Origin of the sequence: Maribacter corallii (assembly GCF_047345415.1) — a bacterium.
GTDB lineage: Bacteria > Bacteroidota > Bacteroidia > Flavobacteriales > Flavobacteriaceae > Maribacter_C.
The window spans coordinates 257,631-278,743 of sequence record NZ_JBLFEP010000001.1; the positions used below are offsets into that span (position 1 = coordinate 257,631).

The window sequence follows — 21,113 nt, forward strand, 5'->3', positions numbered from 1 at the left end:
TGATGAATAAACTCACCCTAAAAAGGGCTTACTGATTATATAATTGATTTAATCGATGTTTCTAGTTTTTGCTTTACCGAAGTGTCAAGCTCTTTGCTTCGCATTAAGGTCTTGAAGGGCTCGATAGACTTTTTTTCTTGCAGTGCTACCATCAGGTTCGCCAGGGTCACCTGTACGATAGGAGAATCTTGTTTTACGATAGACTGCACCAAACCTTCACGAACGGTCGGGTTTTCAAGGTAATTAGTAAGTGACTCAATAGCCGCTAAGCGTACATTGACATTGGTATCATTGTTAAGGGTCTGCAATAGCGCACCAATGACCTTATCATCTACTTTTTTGATTTTATTCACCTCACTGATACCCTGCAACCGTTTGTTGGCAGATGGTTGATCCAATAAGGTCAAGACCAATTGCTCCCTAACATTTTCCGTGTCCGAGTCACTGGCCATTTGCGTTTGGTTCACTGGATTCGGATTCGCAGTACCTTCATTAAAAAAATAACCTAGGCTCAACCCCATTACCAGCAACAACATTCCGTAAGCCACTTGGGGTCTCCATAAAATTTCGGCCAATGATGACAACCAACTGAGGGGTTTTCGCCCTGTACTTTCCTTTTTCTCTATTTCGCTATGTAGCATTGTAAAGAAGCGATCGTCCATTTTTTCAGAGGGTTCGGCCATATACATCCCATCCAATTGTCCCCAGGTTTCATTCAGTTTTTCAAACTGCTCTTTATACATCGGATGCTCATGGAGGAAATCTTCAAACTCCTTTCTTTCGACCTCCTCTAAACTGTCGGAGACATACTCCATCATCCAAATGTCGAACTGTTCTTGTTCCATAGTCTATTTTGTTTCCAATTGTAGAAAAATATTCCGTAAATCGTTTAATGCCCTATGGGCCTTCACTTTCGCTGCTCCTTCGCTGCACCCTAATATTTGACCTATCTCACTATATTTTATTCCCTTGTACTTACTTAGAATCAACACCTCTCTCTTTTCAGGAGACAAGTGCTTCATGGCCTGATTCAGTTGGGCAACTTCATCGTTCTTATTCATTTTAACATTTAATCCTGACTCATCTTCCAATTTGAACGCCACCGACGAAAGTTCTTTCTGATGAATTTCCCGCTTGTTTTTTTTGTAATAATCGTAATTCACGTTTCTAGCCGTACGGAACATCCATGCTGCAAAAGAACCTTCACCTGTAAACGTATGTCTATACTTCAACAAGCGCACGAACACATTCTGCACCAAGTCTTCACTTAGGGAAGCGTTGTGGTTCATATTGTAAAAGAAGCCAAACAATCGTTTTTTATGGCGTTCATACAGCAATCCAAGTTTATCAAGATCTCCTGATTTAACTTTTAGCATTAATACGTTGTCGGTCAGTTGGTGCATTTTCGCTTTCAGTGCTTCAATAGGGTTAACCGTGATTTTTGGGAAAGGTTACAAAAAAATTGAAATTTCTTTTAAGGTAAAAAAAAAACGCCGCCCAAGAGGCAGCGTTTATCTTAATGGATCTTGGTAGAATCACCCTCTCATCCAGGCTTCTCGTAGCTTCGCCTGTCCATCATTGGTGCCCTCCTTTACCATAATCGTTTGTGCATTCAAAAGTGGAGTTCCAACTTTTCCTTCGATAGCGATCTCCTTATCACCACGTTCTACGGTCATGTTGATTTCCGTTTCGGGGCTCCACCCAAAACTTTGTCCAATAATCGGTCGTATAGCTTCCAAATCGATGGTCGTACCGTTTATGGATTTGATGATATCGCCTCCTTGAACACCCAATTCGTTAAAAAAACTATTCAACTCAATGCCTTTTCGCACAAAAATAGCATTGTCATTTGCTTGGTCAACATCGATAAAGGGTACATCATCATCCAAAAAATAACCGGTCTGCTTTTCGACTGCCTTCGTTTCAAGGCCAACTTTACCCAAATAGGTATTGTAATCGATCGGAGTATCACCAATAACATGCGTATCAAAAAAAGCACGTATTTCAGGATAGGTCATCGCTACGATTTCGTCAATCAATTCATCGTCTTTGAACGGCGTCATATCGCCATACTTTTTGGAGAGCTCTTTCATTAGCCAAAGCACTCCCTTCTCACCACCACTCAATTCACGTAAGGCGATATCCAAGCACATATTGATCAGTGCACCTTTTTCATAAACGTTGGCATAGTTTTCTTTATATGGCTCTTCCAATATATTTTTACTCATGATCGTGAAAGACATCGCATCATCATAGCCTTTGGCGTTGTTGACCTTTCCCATAATACGCCCGTAGAATTCCGTCTCATCGATCAACCCCTGCTGAATTTGAAAAAGGTTGGCGAAGTACTCGGTCGTTCCCTCATACATCCAAAGATGCTGTGACATTTTCGGATCATTGAAATCAAAGTATTGCACTTCCTCCGAATGCACGTTCAAAGGTGTGACAATGTGAAAGAATTCATGTGAGACCACATCGACCATTGCCTGCTCCAAGGCTTCCTTTTCCATAACCTCTGGCAGCACTACTACCGTTGAAGTGTGATGTTCCAACGCTCCAAAACCGTTGGCATCGTCATCACCCATTTCCGATAAATACAATAGAATGTTATACTCTTTGGTTCCATCAATATCGCCTAAAAACGTTTTTTGGGCCCCCATCATTTTTTCCATACGCGCTCGAAGACTAGCGGCCGTATACGCTCCATTTGGTGAGTAGACACTCAGCGTCACTGAAATATCGTTGATCTGAAATGTTTCTCCATCGGTCTTAGCGTAAAGCATCGGATTATCTATTACTTCGAAATAACGATTGGCCAAAAAGGTCTCGGTAGTACGGTTTTCTTGCTCAACGGCCTTTTCTTTCAGTGAAGTAGTCGATTTTAAAGCCTCAGGCTTTGTTACAGTCAGCTCGTATGGCACCTCTTTCAGTCCCTCAAAATAACCGACGAATCCGTGAAGGTTCAATACGAAATTCTCACCGGCCAGAATATTGGTGCCCGCTGGCGAAAAAACAGCTTCGTCTTGTTCTCCTTCGCTATCATAGGTATCGTTGACCCAATAGGTAACTTTATCCAGACGTCTCGCATTGGTGATCTTCCACGTGTTGGCATCGGTCTTAGCAACCGCCAGATCATTACCCTCCGCATCAAGGGCCTTCAAGCCTTCGATATACTTTCCGTAGTCATCCGTGCTATATGTTCCCGGAACGGTTTTAGGAATTAAAAAAGAAATGTCTTCGGAAGTAAAAGCCCCCGGATTCACCGTGACCATTACTTTATCATCTTTCATATTGAGTAAATCGATTTGAACCAATACCGGGGCCTTTTCAGCCGTCAACAAAGCTTTATTGGAGCCGCAACCGTATATAAAGACACCTAGCACAAAAGCTACTACTATTTTTCTCATTACCATTCTTTTGTAGTTTATGAAACGCCCCATTTTAATTAGAGCCCTGCAAGATTATAAAATATTCAGAAGACCGCAGTACAAGTTAGGAAATAATTAAGGCCTGTACGCTAAGGAATTGAAAGGCGAATGCTAATAATTTTTGATTATTTTTGCCTCAAACTATCGCAAAATATGCAATACAAACGAATACTCTTGAAACTCAGTGGCGAAGCGCTTATGGGTGAAAAGCAATACGGAATAGACTCGAAAAGGCTTTCAGAATACGCAGAGGAAATAAAGCTAGTCGTTGATAAGGGTATTCAAGTTGCAATTGTTATTGGAGGGGGAAACATCTTCCGCGGCATGTCAGGAGTAGAAACGGGCGTCGATCGTGTTCAAGGAGACCATATGGGGATGCTGGCCACGGTAATCAACGGCTTGGCACTGCAAAGTGCGCTAGAATTAAAAGGTGTGGAGACCCGATTACAATCTGCAATAAAAATCAACGAGGTGGCCGAGCCTTTTATAAGACGGCGTGCTATTCGCCATCTTGAAAAAGGAAGGGTAGTCATTTTCGGCGGTGGTACGGGAAATCCATATTTCACCACTGATTCAGCTGCCGTTTTACGTGCTATTGAAATAGAGTCGGATGTCATTTTAAAAGGAACCCGCGTAGACGGCATTTATACTTCGGATCCCGAAAAAGACTCCAGTGCCACTAAATTTGACACCATCACTTTCAACGATGTCTTGCGAAAAGGATTGAAGGTAATGGATACCACAGCGTTCACCTTAAGTCAGGAAAACGAACTTCCTATTGTGGTCTTCGATATGAATAAAAAAGGAAATCTGCTGAAGATAGTAGACGGTCAAAATATAGGCACGGTAGTCAATCTCTAAGCCCGTTGGTTACTCTCCCGGTTTTGGTACGATTTATGTTCAAACTGTTTTAAATTAAAATTATGAACGAAGAAGTAAAATTCATTTTAGATGCGGCTAAAGAAAGTATGGATGCCGCGATTGTTCATTTGGAAAAAGAATTTATGAAAATACGTGCGGGCAAGGCCAGTCCGGCGATGCTTTCCAATGTAATGGTCGAATATTACGGTTCTCAGACACCTTTGTCGCAAGTAGCCAATATCAATACCCCTGACGCACGTACCATTTCGGTTCAGCCCTGGGAAAAGAATATGCTACAAGAAATAGAGAAGGCGATCATGATTGCCAACTTAGGCTTCAACCCTATGAATAATGGTGATTTCGTCATCATCAACGTACCCCCTTTGACAGAAGAAAGAAGAAGGGATCTGGTCAAGCAAGCAAAAAGTGAAGCGGAAGATGCAAAGGTCAGCGTGCGAACGGCACGGCAAGACGCCAATAAGGAGATTCGAGATTTGGACATTTCGGAGGATTTGGAAAAAAACGCGGAAACCGATGTACAGGAATTAACCGACGTTTATACCAAAAAAATAGACGCTTTCTTGGATAAGAAAGAGGTGGAAATCATGAAAGTATAAAAAACTATAGCCCTAGCTGAAAAAAGCGACCCTTTCGGTCGCTTTTTATTTGCGCAAATTTCAGCTGTCAGGGAAACATGGATTTCAAGACGGCATTCTTAGGAACACAAATGATCATTCTCTACCTTTGCCCACGATAAATTGAAAATGGCAAAAAAATTACCACAGGGTTTTTGGGCTATCACAGCCCGAATCATACTGCGCAATAGGGTACTTATCCTATTGCTTCTCGCTGCTTTTACCGTATTCTTGGGACTGCAATGGGAAAATATGCGATTTTCCAATTCGCAGGCGAATCTGCTTCCCGATGAACATCCGGTGAATTTAGAGTACCAGGCATTTCTTGAGCAATTTGGTGAAGAAGGCAATGCGGTGGTTTTTGCGGTAAAGGACGCCTCACTATTCACTCCGGAAAAACTTAATCGCTGGAACAAGTTCAGCAAACAATTGGTCGCCTTCCCTGAAGTAGATTTCGTTCTTTCCTTGGAAAACCTTTTAGAACTTAAGAAGGATAAAGAGAAACAAGAGTTCGTTTTAACACCCCTGATTCAATCCGAATTAAAAACGAAGGCGCAGATCGATAGTTTGACCCATCACCTGTTCAATGATTTGCCGTTTTATGAGGATTTGCTTTTCAACGCGGAAACAAGAACCGTCCGTACCGTTGCTAATTTGGATAAGGACATCGTAAACACCTCGGTGCGAAAAGACTTTATCCTAAAAGATTTGAGCACTTTAGTAGAGAGCTTTGAGGAAGAAACCGGTCTTGATGTTCGGGTATCGGGCATGCCCTATATACGGACCATGAACTCGCAAAATATCATCGACGAAATCGGGAAATTCATTCTAGCGGCCCTTGGGGTTACCTCGTTGTTGTTTTTCTTTTTCTTCCGCAGCTTCAGGGCTACTTTTATTTCGATGTGTGTCGTAATCATCGGGGTCATGTGGGCCTTTGGTATCCTTGGACTATTGCAGTATGAAATAACCGTTTTGACCGCACTCATTCCACCCTTGATTATCGTCATCGGAATTCCCAATTGTATATTTCTTATCAACAAGTACCAGCAAGAGGTCAAAAAGCATGGCAATCAGGCACTTTCACTCCAGCGCGTGATATCCAAAATAGGGAATGCCACCTTAATGACCAATGTTACTACGGCCTCAGGATTTGCCACTTTTATCGTAACAGACAGCAAGTTGTTAAAAGAGTTCGGTATAGTCGCCTCCATTAACATCATTGGTATTTTTATATTGTCGCTCTTGATCATCCCCATTGTGTACAGCTTTCTTTCAATGCCAAAGAACCGCCACTTAAGGCACCTGAACAAAAGATGGATCGATGCTTTTGTCAATTGGATGGAGCACATTGTTCGCAACAAGCGAATTGCGGTATATATCACCTCTATCGCACTGCTGGTATTTAGTATTATCGGAATTTATCAAATCAATATTTCCGGGAGCCCCATTGAAGACATGCCGAAAAAGGCCCAATTCTTTAAGGATATCCGGTTCTTTGAAGAAGAATTTGACGGAATCATGCCGGTAGAGATCGTCGTTGATACCAAACGTCCAAAAGGGGTATTAAAACCGGCTACCTTAAGGCGAATGGATCAATTGAGCACTTCGATCGAGGAAATTCCAGAACTATCCAAACCCGTTTCGGCAGTTAATCTGATCAAATATTCGAAGCAGGCTTTTTATAATGGGATACCGAAGTACTATCAATTGCCCACCTCCCAAGAGAATAACTTTATTATGAGCATGGCCAGTAAGTCTTCCGAAGACGGAAACTTATTGAAGAGCTTTGTCGACAGTACGGGTCAAACCGCACGAGTCTCCACCTTTATGAAGGATGTGAAAACCTCACGAATGGAAGAAATCGAGGCCAAACTTCAAGAGAATATTGACAAACTGTTCCCGTCGGATAAGTATAACGTCTATATGACCGGTAGCGCTTTATTGTTCTTAAAAGGAACCAAGTATTTGGTAAAAAATCTTGTTCTTTCATTGGCCCTTGCCATTGGACTCATTGCCTTGTTTATGGCATATTTGTTCCGGTCTTTCCGTATGATTCTGATTTCATTGATTCCGAATTTGCTTCCCTTGTTGATCACGGCCGGGGTAATGGGGTTTGTGGGCGTACCGATCAAACCATCTACGATTCTGGTATTCAGTATCGCCTTCGGTATTTCAGTGGACGATACCATTCACTTTTTAGCGAAATATCGACAAGAGCTAATGACCAATAAATGGCGTATTCAAAAATCGGTCTACGCGGCTTTGCGAGAAACGGGGGTGAGCATGTTCTACACCTCTATCGTATTGTTCTTCGGATTTTCCGTGTTCATCATCTCCAATTTCGGTGGCACGGTTGCCCTTGGGGCATTGGTATCGGCTACGTTAATGTTCGCCATGTTGGCCAACCTTATTTTGCTACCCTCACTACTACTTTCACTTGAAAGAAGTATCGCGAACAAGGAGGTCTTGAAAAAGCCTCAAATTGATATTCTGCCCAAAGATGAGGTCACTATCGAAAACAATACCGATGAATAACAACACTTTGAGCCCTCTTTAGGGCTTTTTTCTAGGAGTCGTGCCTATTCCGGTTTTGCACGATCACGCCTTTTGAAGCACTCTGTTATTTACTCTTTTTCAATGGCCTTTTCTTCGTGTTACGGCCTCAAAAGCGAAAAGGTAGGGATATGCATCAAAAAAACGCTTGTAAAAGAAAAACTCAAGACGAGTAAGGTGGCTACTTTTTGTCAAAAGGCTATCTTTGAAACTTAATTTTTTCTTATGCGATCCACTAGTATAAAAGAGATCCTATCTTCAGACCCTGCTTCACAAAACGTAGTGGTCAACGGATGGGTGAAAAGTTTTAGAAGTAATCGGTTTATAGCCTTGAACGACGGTTCTACCCTACACAATATTCAATGCGTGGTTGATTTCGAAAAGATAGACGAAGCCCTATTAAAGCAAATCAATACGGGCGCTGCGCTGAAAGTCACGGGGACTTTGGTGGAAAGTCAAGGAAGAGGACAAAAAGTCGAGATCCAGGTCAGCGAGGTTTTGGTTCACGGTGGTGCCGATCCGGAAGTTTATCCTATTCAGCCCAAAAAGCACTCCATGGAGTTCTTACGAGAACAAGCCCATCTGCGTGTACGCACCAATACCTTTAGTGCCGTAATGCGTGTTCGTTCTGCGCTTGCCTTTGCCATACACCAGTATTTTAGGGAAAACGGATTCTATTACTTCCATGCGCCTATAATCACTGGCTCAGATGCAGAGGGTGCAGGTGAAATGTTTCGCGTGACTACCTTAGATCAAAAAAAACCTCCCTTGAACGATGACGGTAGCGTGAATCACAAAGAGGACTTCTTCGGAAAGGAGACCAATTTAACGGTTTCCGGACAATTGGAAGCAGAGGCCTATGCCATGGGACTGGGCAAGGTGTATACTTTTGGTCCAACCTTTCGCGCAGAAAACTCGAATACCTCGAGGCATTTGGCCGAGTTCTGGATGATAGAGCCCGAAATGGCCTTTTACGATTTGAACGATAATATGGATTTGGCCGAGGATTTTATAAAGAGTGTTATAAAATACGTACTAACTCATTGTGAGGATGATCTGTCGTTTTTGGAAAAACGTTTGTTGGACGAAGAAAAAACCAAACCGCAAGCTGAAAGAAGTGAAATGGCCTTGATCGAGAAATTGAAATTTGTATCTGAAAACTCGTTCAAGCGTGTTACCTATACGGAAGCCATCCAGATATTACGCAATAGCAAGCCCAATAAAAAGAAAAAGTTTCAGTATCGCATTGATGAATGGGGTGCCGACTTACAAAGCGAGCATGAACGTTTCTTGGTGGAGAAGCACTTTAAGTGCCCGGTTATCCTTTTTGATTATCCTGCAAAAATCAAGGCATTCTATATGCGTTTGAACGAAGACGGAAAAACCGTACGTGCCATGGACATCCTATTTCCGGGTATCGGCGAAATTGTTGGTGGCTCTCAACGTGAGGAGCGCTTGGATGTATTAAAGGAAAAAATGGCCGCACTAGAGATTCCAGAAGAGGAATTATGGTGGTATCTCGACCTCCGTAAATTCGGTACGGCGGTACATAGTGGTTTTGGACTTGGTTTTGAACGCCTCGTGTTGTTTGCGACGGGAATGGGTAATATCAGAGATGTTATTCCTTTTCCCAGAACTCCTCAAAATGCCGAGTTTTAAATTGAATTCTTTAACTTTATAAGAAAGGTAGAATATAGCCCCAATGCTAAAACAATACTTACAGTTCAAACTATCGCAAAAACTCTCACCGCAGCAGATTCAGTTGATGAAATTGATTCAGTTGCCTACTCAAGCGTTTGAACAACGGTTAAAACAAGAGCTGGAGGAAAACCCTGCGCTTGAAGGAGGCAAAGAAGAACCCGATACGCTGACCGATGAATTTGATGACACTTATGAGAGCGAATTGGACAATGAAAGTATCAATGCGGAGGATATCAATATTGACGACTACCTAAGTGATGACGAAATTCCAGATTATCGCACCAAAGCTAATAATTACAGTGCCGATGATGATGAGAAAAGCATACCCTACGCGGCTGGAATATCTTTCAATCAGCACCTACTCAGCCAATTGAATACTTCATACCTCAGCGATGAGGAATGGACTATTGCAGAATTTCTAGTCGGCAGTGTGGATGAAAGTGGATATATCAGAAGGCCGATAGCGGATATTCTCGATGATCTGGCCTTTACCCAAAATACCTATACCGATGAAGAGACGATCGGAAAAGTACTGAGGGTTGTTCAGGAGTTAGACCCCCCTGGCGTTGGGGCCCGTTCATTAGAAGAGTGTTTAATCATTCAATTAAAGCGAAAAGAAGTCACGCCAAGTATTGAATTGGCCATCGCCATATTGGAAAAGTCATTTGATCAGTTTACCAAGAAGCACTACAAAAAACTATTACAAAAACATTCGATTTCAGAAGAGGAATTGAAAAGCGCGATTTCAGAGGTAGAAAAATTGAATCCGAAACCAGGAGGTTCATATGCCGGAAACAATCGTATTGTAGAACATGTAGTACCCGATTTTTCGATACGCATTGTAGAAGGTGAGCTAGAGCTCTCCCTGAATGGAAGAAATGCGCCTGAGCTTCATGTGTCAAAGGAATATAGTAATATGCTCAAAGGGTATAAGGATGCTAAGAAAAAATCGAAATCACAGAAAGACACCATAATGTTCATCAAGCAAAAGCTAGATGCCGCAAAGTGGTTCATAGATGCGATTCGACAGCGCCAACAGACCTTGTTTATAACCATGAACGCCATTATGCAATACCAAAAAGAATATTTTCTTACTGGTGACGAACGCAATCTACGGCCGATGATCCTTAAAGATATTGCAGATGAAATAGACATGGACGTATCAACGGTTTCACGAGTGGCCAATAGCAAGTATGTAGATACGCCCTATGGCACGCGTTTGATCAAAGATTACTTCTCGGAATCAATGAAGAATGACCAGGGCGAGGATGTCTCTACCAAGGAAATCAAAAAGATATTGGAAACCGTTATACGCGAAGAGGAAAAGAAAAAACCACTGACAGACGATAAGTTAGCCGCTATATTAAAGGAAAAAGGCTATCCGATAGCACGCAGAACCGTAGCCAAGTACAGAGAGCAGTTGGATATCCCCGTGGCGCGCTTGCGAAAACAAATATGATGAAGTTATTCCAACAGGTAATTTCATATGTTTTTCACCCCTTGTTCGTTCCTGTTGTGGGCACCATGACATACTTTCTAATCACACCAAAGTACAGCCCTATTGAAGAGCAAAGCGGTACTATTCTGCCCATATTCATTTTGACGGTCGTCATTCCCATGATATCCTATTTGATCTTAAAGAATGTCGGTCTTATACAGTCAGTATTCGCTCCCACGATAAAAGAGCGGAGGTATCCCTTTTATATTAGTCTGCTTTTACTGTTGACCGTAGTCTATAAGGTATTACCCAATAATTTCACACCTGAACTTCACTACTACTTCTTAGGGCTGATCGCAGCTACCTCCGCGTCGTTGTTCTTGTTATTTCTGAAATTCAAAAGCAGTATGCATTTAATGGGTATGAGTAGCTTGACCATGTATCTCACCTGCCTCAGTGTGCATTTTGAAATCAATATCACCATAGCCCTGGGCATACTGATTCTGCTCACAGGTTTGGTCGCCTCGTCGAGACTTTACCTCAAAGCCCACTCTAAAGCGGAATTGGTCATTGGCTTTTTGATAGGAGCCATCTCGCAACTGCTTACCGTAAAGTATTGGTTATAAACCTAACTTTTTCCAAACATGCCTAAACTACTCAACGGTTTAACAAGATTTCACCGTTTAATGTGGTATAATTGATTTTTAAGGCGTTCACTTTACGGAGTTCCTGCTTGACATCGGATATTAAGCCCATATTGGCATTTTTATCTACTTTCAGCGAGACGGTCGCATACGGCCTAATACCCTCTGGCATACTAGCAATGCGACCGAGGACGAACGAACCTACCTCCACTACATCAATAAACTTATCATCTACTTGTATTTTTGGTTCAGACCCTACAATGTCCTCCCATTTTTTTTGGGGCTTGCCGATATAAATCGTGATGATACGGTCTTTCTTTTCAAGCCGCTTCATCTCCGTGGCATTGGGCAGTTCATTGACTACCTTCAATGAATCATCTTTCATAACGGTTACCGTCATAAAAAAGAACAGTAACATAAACACAATATCGGGCAAAGAAGCGGTTGACACTTCCGGACTTTCCTCATTTCTACCTAGATTGAATTTTGACATCATAGTTCGTTTTTAGTTTCTTTCGGCTTCGGATAGGTTCAAAGGAAAAAGATCTTGAATATGCTTGATCTTAGGCTTCAGACCTTCTTTTACCGATACCGGTGTTTCAGGGCTTAGGTAAGCCTTCTCCATATCGGTATAGAGCCTTTTGTAGAGCCGTTGTGCTTCTCGATTTCTAAGGTCATTGTAAGCACCGACCAATTCATTTTGCACCGATATATAAGTGCCGTAACTCGTTTCTCTACTACTCAGAAGAGACACGACGGCTTCTGCTGGGCTATCCGATGATTTCGAGTCTCTTTCACCTCTACAGTAATCACAATACCTAGGGTCTTCCTGTGAAGCCCCACCATTATCCAAAAAGGCTATCGTAAGCTTTCGTAAATCTGCAAGATCTACTTGTTCGTCATCTACCAAAAGTGCTCCTTCGCCATTAATCAAAATAGGAAGAATGTTCTTCTCTGGAATGGGCAGTGGTGGTTTTGGATTAATTGCCGGTAACATTCTGGCCAAACCTGCGTCAGTTTCAATACTAGTGGTTACCAAAAAAAAGATCAATAATAAAAACGCAATATCCGCCATGGAACCTGCATTTACTTTGGGCACTTCATCTCTGTTAGTCATACATTACTTTTTTACGCCCATCGATCGACGAGCAAGTGAAACAAAATTTTATGCATAGCACAAAATTCGAGTTCAATCGAAGTTTTGAAATAGGGTGTGTTGGCGACTAGCCGAGAACGAAGTTGGTGGTACTATCAACACATCAAGATATGTGCCAAATCTTAAAGTAGTGTTAACAAAATTAAAGGAAAATCGTATTTAAAGAATGTAGAATATCAAACCCACGCGCAATGGCCTCATTCGAATGCTTTCTTGTTCGATAAAACTCGTATCATCTAAAAGATTCGTAAGGGAATAATAGACATGTGCATTAAAGCTATTGAATCCAAAATTGAAGGTAATACCATATTGTAATGTTCTGGCATCAGGATTACTAAAAGAATTCGTTACTTCTCCGGAATCGTCAGAGGGTACGAACTTGGATCTCATATCATAGACATAAGCGAACGTAATACCTGTATAGATCCGCCAAAACTTGTATTCCCTTGGGTTTGAATTTCGCCATCTGAACTCTATAGGTAATTCAATGGAATGGGTCTCCAACTTACTCCTCTTGTATGTCCTATTTGAATTGATAACAGCGTACTGAATACCGTCTGCCGTCTCCAATGCCTCCATATTGGTGTAATAGGTGTTCAAACCCAGACCAAGGCCTAGGCCCAGACCAATGGTTCGACTAGCGTTCAAAGGTATATCCTTGATCATACCTGCCCGAAGACCATAGGACAAATTCTGCTGTTTGACCTCCTCTGGTTTTTTCAGCAAGAAATTATAGGTAATTCCCAAATAGAATTGATCCTCGAAATACCTAGGGCTTACTTCAAGCGATTCACTGCCCGATTGGGCCTTGAGAACTGATGTTATCCCCAGAAGTGTTAAAATGAATAATCGCAACATCCCATCAAAGTTACATAAATAAAAAAGCTCCAAAAATCAATTTGGAGCCTTTTATAAGTTTGAAAATGTTCTAGTTACTACTCAAGATTAGTAAATGCATCACCACTTACTGTGGTGTAATTAACCTTTAAGGCATTTACTTTTCTCAGTTCTTCCTTAATATCGGATATAATACCCATGTTGGCATTCTTATCGACTTTAAGGGAGGTCGTCAATACATTTTGTAGTTCTTGGGCTTTTTTCGCTCTTTCCATTAAGATAAAATCCCCTACGTCGGAAGGGTCGGCAAACTTATCGTTCAACTGAATCTTAGATTCAGAGCCGAAGACCTTTGCGTACTCCGGTGTTGGCTTACCCACATAAATGGTAATAACTCTATCCTTCTTTTCGAGCTTTTTGATTTCGCTAGCACTGGGAAGGTTATTTTCCACTTTGAGCGAACTGTCTTTCATTACCGTTACGGTCATGAAGAAAAACAAAAGCATGAAAACGATATCAGGTAACGACGCCGTTGAAACCGCGGGTAAATCTCCGTCTTTTTTCTTTGCAAATTTTGACATAATCCTATAGTTATTTAAGACGTGTATTAATTAGATGAAGTCTCTGCTTCCGAAAGCTTCTGAGGGTACATCTCCTGTATCCTTTTCACCTTTTCCTTCAATTCATCCTTAAGGTCTTCATCGGTTTCCGGATTGAGGTAATCCGCTTCCAAGTCTACAAAAGGACGGTTGAACAAACGCATTGATTCTCTGTTCCGCAACTCGTTATACGCACCTACTAATTCATTCTGAACGGTGATGTAGGTACTGTACTTCGTTTCCCTATCATTTTTCAAAGAGATAATCGCCTTTGACGGATTATCCGATGACTCCGAATCTTTTGCGCCTTTGCAAAAACTACATGTGCCATCGCCATTATTGTCCAAAAAGGCTACCGCCTTGGCCCGTAAATCTTTAAGCTCGGTCAATTCATCATCGGCCAACAACTGATTGTTCTTGTTGATACTGACCTGAAAAATATTCTTCTGCTTAATGATAACATCAGTATCGGGCGGTTCGATTGGTGGCAACATACGATCCAAACCTGCATCTGTCTCAATGGTGGTGGTCACCAAGAAGAAGATAAGCAGTAAGAATGCGATATCTGCCATGGATCCTGCGTTTACTTCTGGTGCTCCTGCTCTTCTACCCATGATTTATCTATTTTTATTTACCTGTTGCCTTTTTGATAGCGCCCCAAGCGATTAGTCCTACAGCTACGACCAACATGATAAAAAACATGTTGATACCAGCTCCTACTTGCTTAATACCGCCTTCACTGGTCTCTATACCGGCCGAAGCCATTTTTTCGATCGACACATCCGTACCACTCGAAAGTCCATATGCTATACCTAAGAGTACCAAAAGACCTACAATTCCGAACAACGCCTTCTTCAACCCTCCTGGAGTAGAAACAACATTCTTCAGACCGAAAACTACAGTAGCAATTACAGCGATGGCCAAAAGAAGGTAGGCCAAGGCGAACATTACCGTAATTCCAGTGCTGCCCATTGCTTCACCCATTGGCATATCACTATCGGGCATCATGAAGAGCATAATAAATGCGATGATGCTGATGGCAATTAAACCGATTTTTACAATTTTATGCATTATACTTGATTTAAAGGTCCGACTATTATTTTTTGTGATCTACCAACATATCGATTAAAGAAATCGATGAATCTTCCATGTCATTTACAATGCTATCGATTTTAGCAATAATATAGTTGTAGAAAATCTGAAGTATAATCGCCGTAATAAGACCGAATACCGTTGTTAATAATGCCACCTGAATATCACCTGCAATAAGTGATGCACTCAAGTTACCGACCGCACTAATTTTCTCGAAGGCCTGAATCATACCGATTACCGTACCCATGAAACCAAGCATCGGCGCAATCGCGATAAACAGTGATAACCAGGAAACGTTTTTCTCTAACTGTCCCATTTGAACTCCTCCGTACGAAACAACCGCTTTCTCGGCAGCCTCAACACTTTCCCCTGCTCTATCGAGACCTTGGTAGTAAATTGAAGCAACGGGGCCTTTGGTGTTTCTACAAACTTCCTTAGCAGCCTCAACACCACCGGATGCTAACGCATCTTCGACCTGTTGTCTTAGTTTTGAAGTATTTGTACTAGCCAAGTTTAAATAAATGATTCTTTCAATAGCTACCGCCAAACCGAGTATCAAACAAATCAATACAAAGCTCATAAAGCCCGCACCACCCTTGATGAATTGCTCTTTAAGAACCTGTGTAAAACTTCTGTCCGCTGGAGCGGCATCATCTTGCACCAACATTGTAGTGGCTGCGATTGTTGTCAAATTTGATACAACCGATGAAGTGGTCGCTTTTGCATTTACCGTATTTGTACTTAATACAAATAACCCAGCTAGGGCCAGGATAGAGAATAATTTTTTCATTTTTTTCAAACTTAGGATTTCGATTAGTTAATTGTGTTAAAGATAAAAAAATTTAGTAATAATAAAAGTAAAATAAAAATGCAGAGAGGAAGGGATTCGAACCCTCGATACACTTTTGGTGTATACACACTTTCCAGGCGTGCGCCTTCGACCACTCGGCCACCTCTCTAGTTTAGCCTTAAAGGTTGCCCAAATAACAAAAAAAATATTAGTTGAGGAAATATAAGCCGTTATTTTTATTCCATCTCTCCCCGGATAGAAGTCTCAAAAATAGTTTTAAATGATGCCATGGAAACATCTTGTCCGAGCATATACATCAGTTTGGTTACGGCAGCCTCGGTGGTAATATCCTTGCCATTAATGATTTGCAATTTTTTTAAGTGCTGGCTCGTCTCATATTGACCCAATAGTACACTGCCCCCAGAACACTGTGTCACATTTACCAAAATCAATCCTTTTTGCAAGGCTTCTTTCAAGCTTTTTGTAAACCAATCATAGGTCGGCGCATTTCCTGCACCATAGGTTTCCATTATCAAAGCTCTTAATCCGTCGCATTGTAGTACATTTTTGAAAAAAGCTTCGGTAATACCGGGAAAGAGTTTTAAGACCCCTACTCTATTATCCATCACCTTATGAACGCGCAGTGACTTTGAGCGCCCCTTGGGGAGCAGATTCTCCTTATATATTTTAAGATGCACTCCAGACTCGGCTAAGGGCGGATAGTTTAAGGACTGAAAGGCCTCAAAGTGCTCCGCATTGATTTTAGTGGTCCGATTCGCCCTGTATAGTTTATATTCAAAATACACACAGACCTCCCTAATTATTGGACGACCTCTTTCTTGCGACGCCGCAATTTGTATTGAAGTAATCAGGTTCTCTTTGGCGTCAGTACGCAAATCACCTATAGGCAACTGTGAACCGGTAAATATCACCGGCTTTGACAAATGTTCCAGCATAAAACTCAATGCAGAAGCACTATAACTCATCGTATCACTGCCATGCAGTACAACGAAACCGTCGTGATCTTCGTAGCGGCCCTCAATAATCGAGGCGATATTGGCCCAGTGCCCTGGGTCCATATTGGAGGAGTCAATAGGGCAATCAAACGAAATGGTTTCGATAGCGCAATCGAGTTGATACAACTCTGGAATATTACTCTGCAGCTTATCAAAATCGAACGCCTTTAGGTTTCCAGTGGCGTAGTCCTTGACCATACCTATGGTACCGCCAGTGTAAATCAATAATATATTGGTCTTTCCAATAGTAGTGTTCATTGTTTTTTCGGTATTCAAAGCTTCGAGAGACACTTCTAAATCTTAAAAATATCCTTTGAGTTTTGTGTGGTTATCGTTGCGATTTCGGCCTCATCAACGCCATAAATGATACTCAACTTCGCAAGCACATTGATCAAATAAGCACTTTCATTCCGCTTTCCCCGATAGGGAACCGGAGCCAAGTATGGCGCATCGGTCTCCAGAACCAAATGCTTCAGGTCGATTTCCTTTAAAAAAGTATCGATTTTACCGTTCTTGAACGTGACTACACCTCCTATACCCAACTTCATATTATATGAGATGGCTCGTCTGGCCTGTTCAACGGTTCCTGTAAAGCAATGGAAAATACCATAAAGGCCAGGACCCTTTTCTTCTTCGAGCACTTCGAAAATCTGGTCAAAGGCCTCACGGCAGTGAATTACAATCGGTAGACCATGCTGCTTGGCCAACTGTATTTGAAACTTGAACGCCTCACGCTGCTGAGCGAAAAAGCTTTTGTCCCAATACAGGTCGATTCCTATTTCCCCTACCGCGACGAATACGTGTTCGTTCAACATTTGGGCTACATGAGCAAGTTCATCTTTGTAATTTCCTTTTACATGAGTGGGATGGAGCCCCATCATGAGAAATATATTGTCAGGATACTTTTCCTTCAAATCGAACATCGCCTCGGTATAAGAGGAATCAATGGCCGGAAGAAAAAAACGACGGATTCCTTTTGACATCGCATTCGCTATCACTTCGCTTCGGTCATCATCAAAGGCCTCACTATATAGATGGGTATGTGTGTCGGTTAAAACCATGTGGCAAAAATAGGTTTATCTTTGTCAAAAAAATCAATGTCGAGCTTGAAAAAATTCCTGAAAAAGAAAAAGTACATCAAGGTACCGTTGGTGCTCACCACGACCAATCACTTTGAAATAGTCGCCAAACTAAATGGTATTTCCGGAAGGTTTATCTTAGATACAGGCGCATCGAACACTTGTGTTGGATTCGACAAAATAGAATTTTTCAATCTCACCTCAAAAGAATCCAAAATCAAGGCAGCCGGGGCAGGCGCAACGAACATGGAAACCTTGGTTTCCACAAAAAACAAAATCAAAATCGGCGATTGGAGGAAAAACAAACTCAAAGTGGTCTTGTTCGACCTTGTACATGTGAATGAAGCACTGACCACTCATAAGGCACTACCGGTCGATGGCATCATCGGCGCCGATATTCTTAAAAAGGCAAGGGCAATTATCGATTATGACAAAAACTGTGTCTATTTGAAAGAAAAATAGCACTAAGGCCCAATTATCTACTGTTTGTCGACTTATTTTAAACTTCTCTACGTAACTGACTAAATTTGAGGCATATAACCCAACTATAACCTCATTTATGAATCTTTGGAAAAACCTAAAAAAACCGCTGTATTTATGTGGCGCACTGTTCATAGGCAGTTGTTCCGTGGATAGCGAGCTTCTGGACATTAAGGTCACAGCAGAAGACCTGGCTCTCAAAGAGCAACTTACCGAACTATCAGGTAGCCTAGACTTTTACATTTTACCGGAAAGTGATGATCTTGAAAACATTCCGGCGGACCCTAAAAATCCGCTGACCGCGGAAAAAGTGTTGCTTGGGCAATTGCTTTTTCATGAAACGGGCCTTGCGACCAATGCCAAACTTGAGGCGAACAAGGGCACGTATTCCTGTGCTAGTTGCCACCATAGAGCTGCCGGGTTTCAAAGCGGAATAAAGCAAGGCATAGGCGATGGCGGAAGCGGGTTCGGACTTTTCGGAGAAGCACGAAAGCTTACAGCCGATTATACTGCGGAAATGGCCGACGTACAACCCATAAAGTCACCAACGGTATTAAACGCAGCTTATCAAAAAGTCATGCTGTGGAATGGTCAATTCGGTGCTACGGGTCCGAACTTGGGAACGGAATCGAACTGGACACCTGACACACCCAAAGAGACCAACACCCTTGGATTCGAAGGTGTGGAAACCCAGGCCATAGCTGGCCTGACCGTACATAGAATGAGTGTTACAAAAGAATTTTTAGATGATAGCGGCTATACCTTCCTGTTCGATCAAGCCTTCCCTGATTTGCCCGAAGCCGAACGGTATACGCTGACTACGACAGGATTGGCCATCGCGGCATATGAAAGAACACTACTTGCCAATGAATCGAACTTTCAAAAATGGCTTAAGGGTTCATCAAACGCAATGTCCATTGAAGAAAAGAAAGGGGCGGCCTTATTTTTCGGAAAGGCCAATTGTTACGAATGCCATAGTGGTCCCGCGCTAAATTCAGAAGCATTCTATGCCCTTGGTTTAGGTGATCTCGCAGAACCTGCCGTGCCGATTTTAGTAGATGAAGCTACGAAAAAGGGGCGTGGAGGTTTTACTAAAAACCCATCTGATGACTATAAGTTCAAGGTACCACAACTCTACAATTTAAAAGATGTGAATTTCTTCGGACATGGAGGCAGCCTTCAATCGATAAAAGAGATCATCGTGTACAAAAACAGAGCTGTTAAGGAGAGTTTTGATGTCAGTGACGAACAGCTGGCAGATCAATTCATTCCTTTGAATTTAGACCTTGACGAAATCGAACAACTCACCCAATTTGTTGAAAACAGCCTTCAAGACAAAAATCTACAACGTTACGAGCCTTCTGGACTTCCAACAGAAAAGTGTTTTCCCAATGCCGATAGGCAATCAAAGGAAGATTTGAATTGTGACAATTAAGAAAGACCATCAAAAAATGACTGTTACCTTATCGTGGCAGGAGATCCAGTAGGAACCTCTCGGGTTCAATGACCCTGTCAATCAACGAAAAACGCGCTGTCATAGATTGTCTATGGCAGCGCGTTTCTTTCAAATGACCTTTCTGCGAAAGCTACATTTCCAGTGCTTTCTTAATATCATTGTCCATCAACAATTCTTCAGGACTTTCTAGGGCTTCTTTGACAGCAACCAAGAACCCAACGGATTCCTTACCATCGATAATGCGGTGATCATAGGACAAGGCCACATACATAATAGGGGCTATCGCTATGGCCCCATCTTTTGCTATGGGTCGCTCTACAATATTGTGCATCCCCAAAATCGCACTTTGAGGCGGGTTGATAATCGGTGTGGACAACATAGAACCAAAAACACCTCCATTGGTGATGGTAAAAGTACCCCCTGTCATCTCGTCAACTGTAATCTCTCCTTCCCTTGCACGAATCGCCAACCGCTTGACTTCGGATTCAATTCCTCTAAAAGTCAAGTTTTCGGCATTTCGGATGACCGGCACCATTAGGCCCTTAGGTCCTGAGACGGCTATGCTAATATCACAAAAGTCATAGCTGATCATTTCTTTACCATCGATCATCGAATTGACGGCCGGGTACATTTCAAGGGCGCGAACCACCGCTTTAGTAAAGAATGACATAAAACCAAGACTCACACCGTGTTTGGCTTTGAAGTCTTCTTTGTATTGCTTACGCAACTCGAAAATAGGTGACATATCAACCTCATTGAAGGTAGTCAACATTGCTGTTTCGTTCTTGGCCGAAACCAATCGTTCAGCTACTTTTCTTCGCAGCATGGAAAGTTTCGAGCGACGCTCTCCCCTACTACCGCCTGTTGGGGTTCCCATCGCAGGTACTGCCTTCACCGCATCTTCCTTCGTTATTCTTCCATCACGCCCTGAACCCTTTACGGTATTTGAAGCTATCCCCTTTTCATCTAAAATCTTTTTGGCTGCAGGTGAAGGTGTTCCCGAAGCATAGGTCTCCTTTTGGGTTATGGTAGCCACTTCCTTTTTCGGCTCTTCCTTAACCTCGGTTTTGGGTGCATCCTCCTTCTTTTCGCCTCCCTCGGGTTTGGCAGCACTAGTGTCGATCAAGCAAACTACGGCACCTACCTCAACAGCATCTCCAACCTCAGCTTTAAGGGTTATGATACCACTTTGTTCAGCTGGCAATTCCAAAGTTGCCTTATCAGAATCCACTTCAGCGATTGCCTGGTCTTTTTCTACGTAATCCCCATCTTCAACAAGCCATTCTGCAATCTCTACTTCGGTAATCGATTCTCCCGGAGACGGGACTTTCATTTCTAAAATCATAAT

21 protein-coding genes and 1 tRNA gene are annotated in these 21,113 nt (G+C 42.2%); 8 read left to right on the forward strand and 14 right to left on the reverse strand.

Annotated features, from left to right (window positions below; all coding sequences use genetic code 11):
* Positions 1–35: 35 nt before the first annotated feature.
* The 3 genes from ACKWCA_RS01135 to ACKWCA_RS01145 form a co-directional block, all read right to left on the reverse strand.
* The gene (locus ACKWCA_RS01135; RefSeq protein ID WP_413976294.1) at positions 36–845 is read right to left on the reverse strand and encodes a hypothetical protein; all 810 of its coding nucleotides are present in this window, start codon (positions 843–845) and stop codon (positions 36–38) included.
* A 3-nt stretch (positions 846–848) separates the two neighbouring features.
* Positions 849–1,403: an RNA polymerase sigma factor gene (locus ACKWCA_RS01140; protein WP_413976295.1), complete on the reverse strand. Its 555-nt coding sequence runs from the start codon at positions 1,401–1,403 to the stop codon at positions 849–851.
* Positions 1,404–1,535: 132 nt separating this feature from the next.
* Entirely contained in the window at positions 1,536–3,407 is a 1,872-nt protein-coding gene (locus ACKWCA_RS01145) for a M61 family metallopeptidase (RefSeq protein ID WP_413976296.1), read from the reverse strand.
* 174 nt (positions 3,408–3,581) lie between these two features.
* Here ACKWCA_RS01145 and pyrH point away from each other — a divergent pair, with 174 nt between their 5' ends.
* The 6 genes from pyrH to ACKWCA_RS01175 all read left to right on the forward strand — a co-directional run bounded on the left by pyrH (position 3,582) and on the right by ACKWCA_RS01175 (position 11,242).
* Positions 3,582–4,289: a UMP kinase gene (gene pyrH / locus ACKWCA_RS01150; protein ID WP_413976297.1), complete on the forward strand. Its 708-nt coding sequence runs from the start codon at positions 3,582–3,584 to the stop codon at positions 4,287–4,289.
* A gap of 62 nt (positions 4,290–4,351) precedes the next feature.
* Entirely contained in the window at positions 4,352–4,906 is a 555-nt protein-coding gene (gene frr / locus ACKWCA_RS01155) for a ribosome recycling factor (RefSeq protein ID WP_413976298.1), read from the forward strand.
* Between the two features lie 147 nt (positions 4,907–5,053).
* The gene (locus ACKWCA_RS01160; RefSeq protein WP_413976299.1) at positions 5,054–7,459 is read left to right on the forward strand and encodes an efflux RND transporter permease subunit; all 2,406 of its coding nucleotides are present in this window, start codon (positions 5,054–5,056) and stop codon (positions 7,457–7,459) included.
* Between the two features lie 243 nt (positions 7,460–7,702).
* Positions 7,703–9,136, forward strand: a complete 1,434-nt coding sequence (gene asnS, locus ACKWCA_RS01165) for an asparagine--tRNA ligase (RefSeq protein ID WP_413976300.1) — start codon at positions 7,703–7,705, stop codon at positions 9,134–9,136.
* 43 nt (positions 9,137–9,179) lie between these two features.
* Positions 9,180–10,637 carry an RNA polymerase factor sigma-54 gene (gene rpoN / locus ACKWCA_RS01170; RefSeq protein WP_413976301.1) on the forward strand — a complete coding sequence of 486 codons (1,458 nt, stop codon included), beginning with the start codon at positions 9,180–9,182 and terminating at the stop codon, positions 10,635–10,637.
* Positions 10,634–11,242, forward strand: a complete 609-nt coding sequence (locus tag ACKWCA_RS01175) for a hypothetical protein (RefSeq protein ID WP_413976302.1) — start codon at positions 10,634–10,636, stop codon at positions 11,240–11,242. Before rpoN ends, ACKWCA_RS01175 begins: the two co-directional genes overlap by 4 nt.
* A gap of 31 nt (positions 11,243–11,273) precedes the next feature.
* On the opposite strand, the gene ACKWCA_RS01180 is transcribed toward ACKWCA_RS01175, so the two are convergent.
* From ACKWCA_RS01180 to ACKWCA_RS01225, 10 genes are all read right to left on the reverse strand, one after another.
* The gene (locus ACKWCA_RS01180; RefSeq protein ID WP_413977107.1) at positions 11,274–11,753 is read right to left on the reverse strand and encodes an ExbD/TolR family protein; all 480 of its coding nucleotides are present in this window, start codon (positions 11,751–11,753) and stop codon (positions 11,274–11,276) included.
* 12 nt (positions 11,754–11,765) lie between these two features.
* Positions 11,766–12,377 carry an ExbD/TolR family protein gene (locus tag ACKWCA_RS01185; protein ID WP_413976303.1) on the reverse strand — a complete coding sequence of 204 codons (612 nt, stop codon included), beginning with the start codon at positions 12,375–12,377 and terminating at the stop codon, positions 11,766–11,768.
* 198 nt (positions 12,378–12,575) lie between these two features.
* Complete coding sequence (locus ACKWCA_RS01190; RefSeq protein ID WP_413976304.1) at positions 12,576–13,274, reverse strand: porin family protein; 699 nt, start codon at positions 13,272–13,274, stop codon at positions 12,576–12,578.
* Positions 13,275–13,351: 77 nt separating this feature from the next.
* Positions 13,352–13,834 (reverse strand): ExbD/TolR family protein, encoded by a 483-nt coding sequence (locus ACKWCA_RS01195; protein ID WP_413976305.1) that lies wholly within the window; start codon positions 13,832–13,834, stop codon positions 13,352–13,354.
* Between the two features lie 26 nt (positions 13,835–13,860).
* Positions 13,861–14,466, reverse strand: coding sequence for an ExbD/TolR family protein (locus ACKWCA_RS01200; protein WP_413976306.1), 606 nt, complete (start codon positions 14,464–14,466; stop codon positions 13,861–13,863).
* Between the two features lie 13 nt (positions 14,467–14,479).
* Entirely contained in the window at positions 14,480–14,923 is a 444-nt protein-coding gene (locus ACKWCA_RS01205) for a hypothetical protein (protein ID WP_413976307.1), read from the reverse strand.
* A gap of 25 nt (positions 14,924–14,948) precedes the next feature.
* A complete protein-coding gene (locus ACKWCA_RS01210; RefSeq protein WP_413976308.1) occupies positions 14,949–15,734 on the reverse strand; it encodes a MotA/TolQ/ExbB proton channel family protein in 786 nt (261 codons plus the stop codon).
* Between the two features lie 81 nt (positions 15,735–15,815).
* A tRNA-Ser gene (locus ACKWCA_RS01215) sits at positions 15,816–15,903 on the reverse strand.
* A 67-nt stretch (positions 15,904–15,970) separates the two neighbouring features.
* Positions 15,971–17,008, reverse strand: coding sequence for an asparaginase (locus ACKWCA_RS01220; protein ID WP_413976309.1), 1,038 nt, complete (start codon positions 17,006–17,008; stop codon positions 15,971–15,973).
* A gap of 35 nt (positions 17,009–17,043) precedes the next feature.
* The gene (locus ACKWCA_RS01225; protein WP_413976310.1) at positions 17,044–17,811 is read right to left on the reverse strand and encodes a TatD family hydrolase; all 768 of its coding nucleotides are present in this window, start codon (positions 17,809–17,811) and stop codon (positions 17,044–17,046) included.
* 36 nt (positions 17,812–17,847) lie between these two features.
* Here ACKWCA_RS01225 and ACKWCA_RS01230 point away from each other — a divergent pair, with 36 nt between their 5' ends.
* Complete coding sequence (locus ACKWCA_RS01230; RefSeq protein ID WP_413976311.1) at positions 17,848–18,291, forward strand: retropepsin-like aspartic protease family protein; 444 nt, start codon at positions 17,848–17,850, stop codon at positions 18,289–18,291.
* Positions 18,292–18,388: 97 nt separating this feature from the next.
* A complete protein-coding gene (locus ACKWCA_RS01235; RefSeq protein ID WP_413976312.1) occupies positions 18,389–19,744 on the forward strand; it encodes a cytochrome-c peroxidase in 1,356 nt (451 codons plus the stop codon).
* A gap of 151 nt (positions 19,745–19,895) precedes the next feature.
* Here the strand turns inward: ACKWCA_RS01235 and odhB are convergent, their stop codons facing one another.
* The gene (gene odhB, locus ACKWCA_RS01240; protein WP_413976313.1) at positions 19,896–21,110 is read right to left on the reverse strand and encodes a 2-oxoglutarate dehydrogenase complex dihydrolipoyllysine-residue succinyltransferase; all 1,215 of its coding nucleotides are present in this window, start codon (positions 21,108–21,110) and stop codon (positions 19,896–19,898) included.
* Between the last annotated feature and the right edge of the window lie 3 nt (positions 21,111–21,113).

Bases quoted from the DNA above. Each gene is read 5' to 3' on its own strand.
- odhB (WP_413976313.1), bottom strand. From the start codon at position 21,110: ATGATTTTAGAAATGAAAGTCCCGTCTCCGGGAGAATCGATTACCGAA.
- ACKWCA_RS01180 (WP_413977107.1), bottom strand. From the start codon at position 11,753: ATGTCAAAATTCAATCTAGGTAGAAATGAGGAAAGTCCGGAAGTGTCA.
- ACKWCA_RS01175 (WP_413976302.1), top strand. From the start codon at position 10,634: ATGATGAAGTTATTCCAACAGGTAATTTCATATGTTTTTCACCCCTTG.
- ACKWCA_RS01225 (WP_413976310.1), bottom strand. From the start codon at position 17,811: ATGGTTTTAACCGACACACATACCCATCTATATAGTGAGGCCTTTGAT.
- ACKWCA_RS01185 (WP_413976303.1), bottom strand. From the start codon at position 12,377: ATGACTAACAGAGATGAAGTGCCCAAAGTAAATGCAGGTTCCATGGCG.
- ACKWCA_RS01230 (WP_413976311.1), top strand. From the start codon at position 17,848: ATGTCGAGCTTGAAAAAATTCCTGAAAAAGAAAAAGTACATCAAGGTA.
- ACKWCA_RS01210 (WP_413976308.1), bottom strand. From the start codon at position 15,734: ATGAAAAAATTATTCTCTATCCTGGCCCTAGCTGGGTTATTTGTATTA.
- asnS (WP_413976300.1), top strand. From the start codon at position 7,703: ATGCGATCCACTAGTATAAAAGAGATCCTATCTTCAGACCCTGCTTCA.
- ACKWCA_RS01160 (WP_413976299.1), top strand. From the start codon at position 5,054: ATGGCAAAAAAATTACCACAGGGTTTTTGGGCTATCACAGCCCGAATC.
- ACKWCA_RS01205 (WP_413976307.1), bottom strand. From the start codon at position 14,923: ATGCATAAAATTGTAAAAATCGGTTTAATTGCCATCAGCATCATCGCA.
- rpoN (WP_413976301.1), top strand. From the start codon at position 9,180: ATGCTAAAACAATACTTACAGTTCAAACTATCGCAAAAACTCTCACCG.
- ACKWCA_RS01140 (WP_413976295.1), bottom strand. From the start codon at position 1,403: ATGCACCAACTGACCGACAACGTATTAATGCTAAAAGTTAAATCAGGA.
- ACKWCA_RS01195 (WP_413976305.1), bottom strand. From the start codon at position 13,834: ATGTCAAAATTTGCAAAGAAAAAAGACGGAGATTTACCCGCGGTTTCA.
- ACKWCA_RS01145 (WP_413976296.1), bottom strand. From the start codon at position 3,407: ATGAGAAAAATAGTAGTAGCTTTTGTGCTAGGTGTCTTTATATACGGT.
- pyrH (WP_413976297.1), top strand. From the start codon at position 3,582: ATGCAATACAAACGAATACTCTTGAAACTCAGTGGCGAAGCGCTTATG.
- ACKWCA_RS01190 (WP_413976304.1), bottom strand. From the start codon at position 13,274: ATGTTGCGATTATTCATTTTAACACTTCTGGGGATAACATCAGTTCTC.
- frr (WP_413976298.1), top strand. From the start codon at position 4,352: ATGAACGAAGAAGTAAAATTCATTTTAGATGCGGCTAAAGAAAGTATG.
- ACKWCA_RS01135 (WP_413976294.1), bottom strand. From the start codon at position 845: ATGGAACAAGAACAGTTCGACATTTGGATGATGGAGTATGTCTCCGAC.
- ACKWCA_RS01200 (WP_413976306.1), bottom strand. From the start codon at position 14,466: ATGGGTAGAAGAGCAGGAGCACCAGAAGTAAACGCAGGATCCATGGCA.
- ACKWCA_RS01235 (WP_413976312.1), top strand. From the start codon at position 18,389: ATGAATCTTTGGAAAAACCTAAAAAAACCGCTGTATTTATGTGGCGCA.
- ACKWCA_RS01220 (WP_413976309.1), bottom strand. From the start codon at position 17,008: ATGAACACTACTATTGGAAAGACCAATATATTATTGATTTACACTGGC.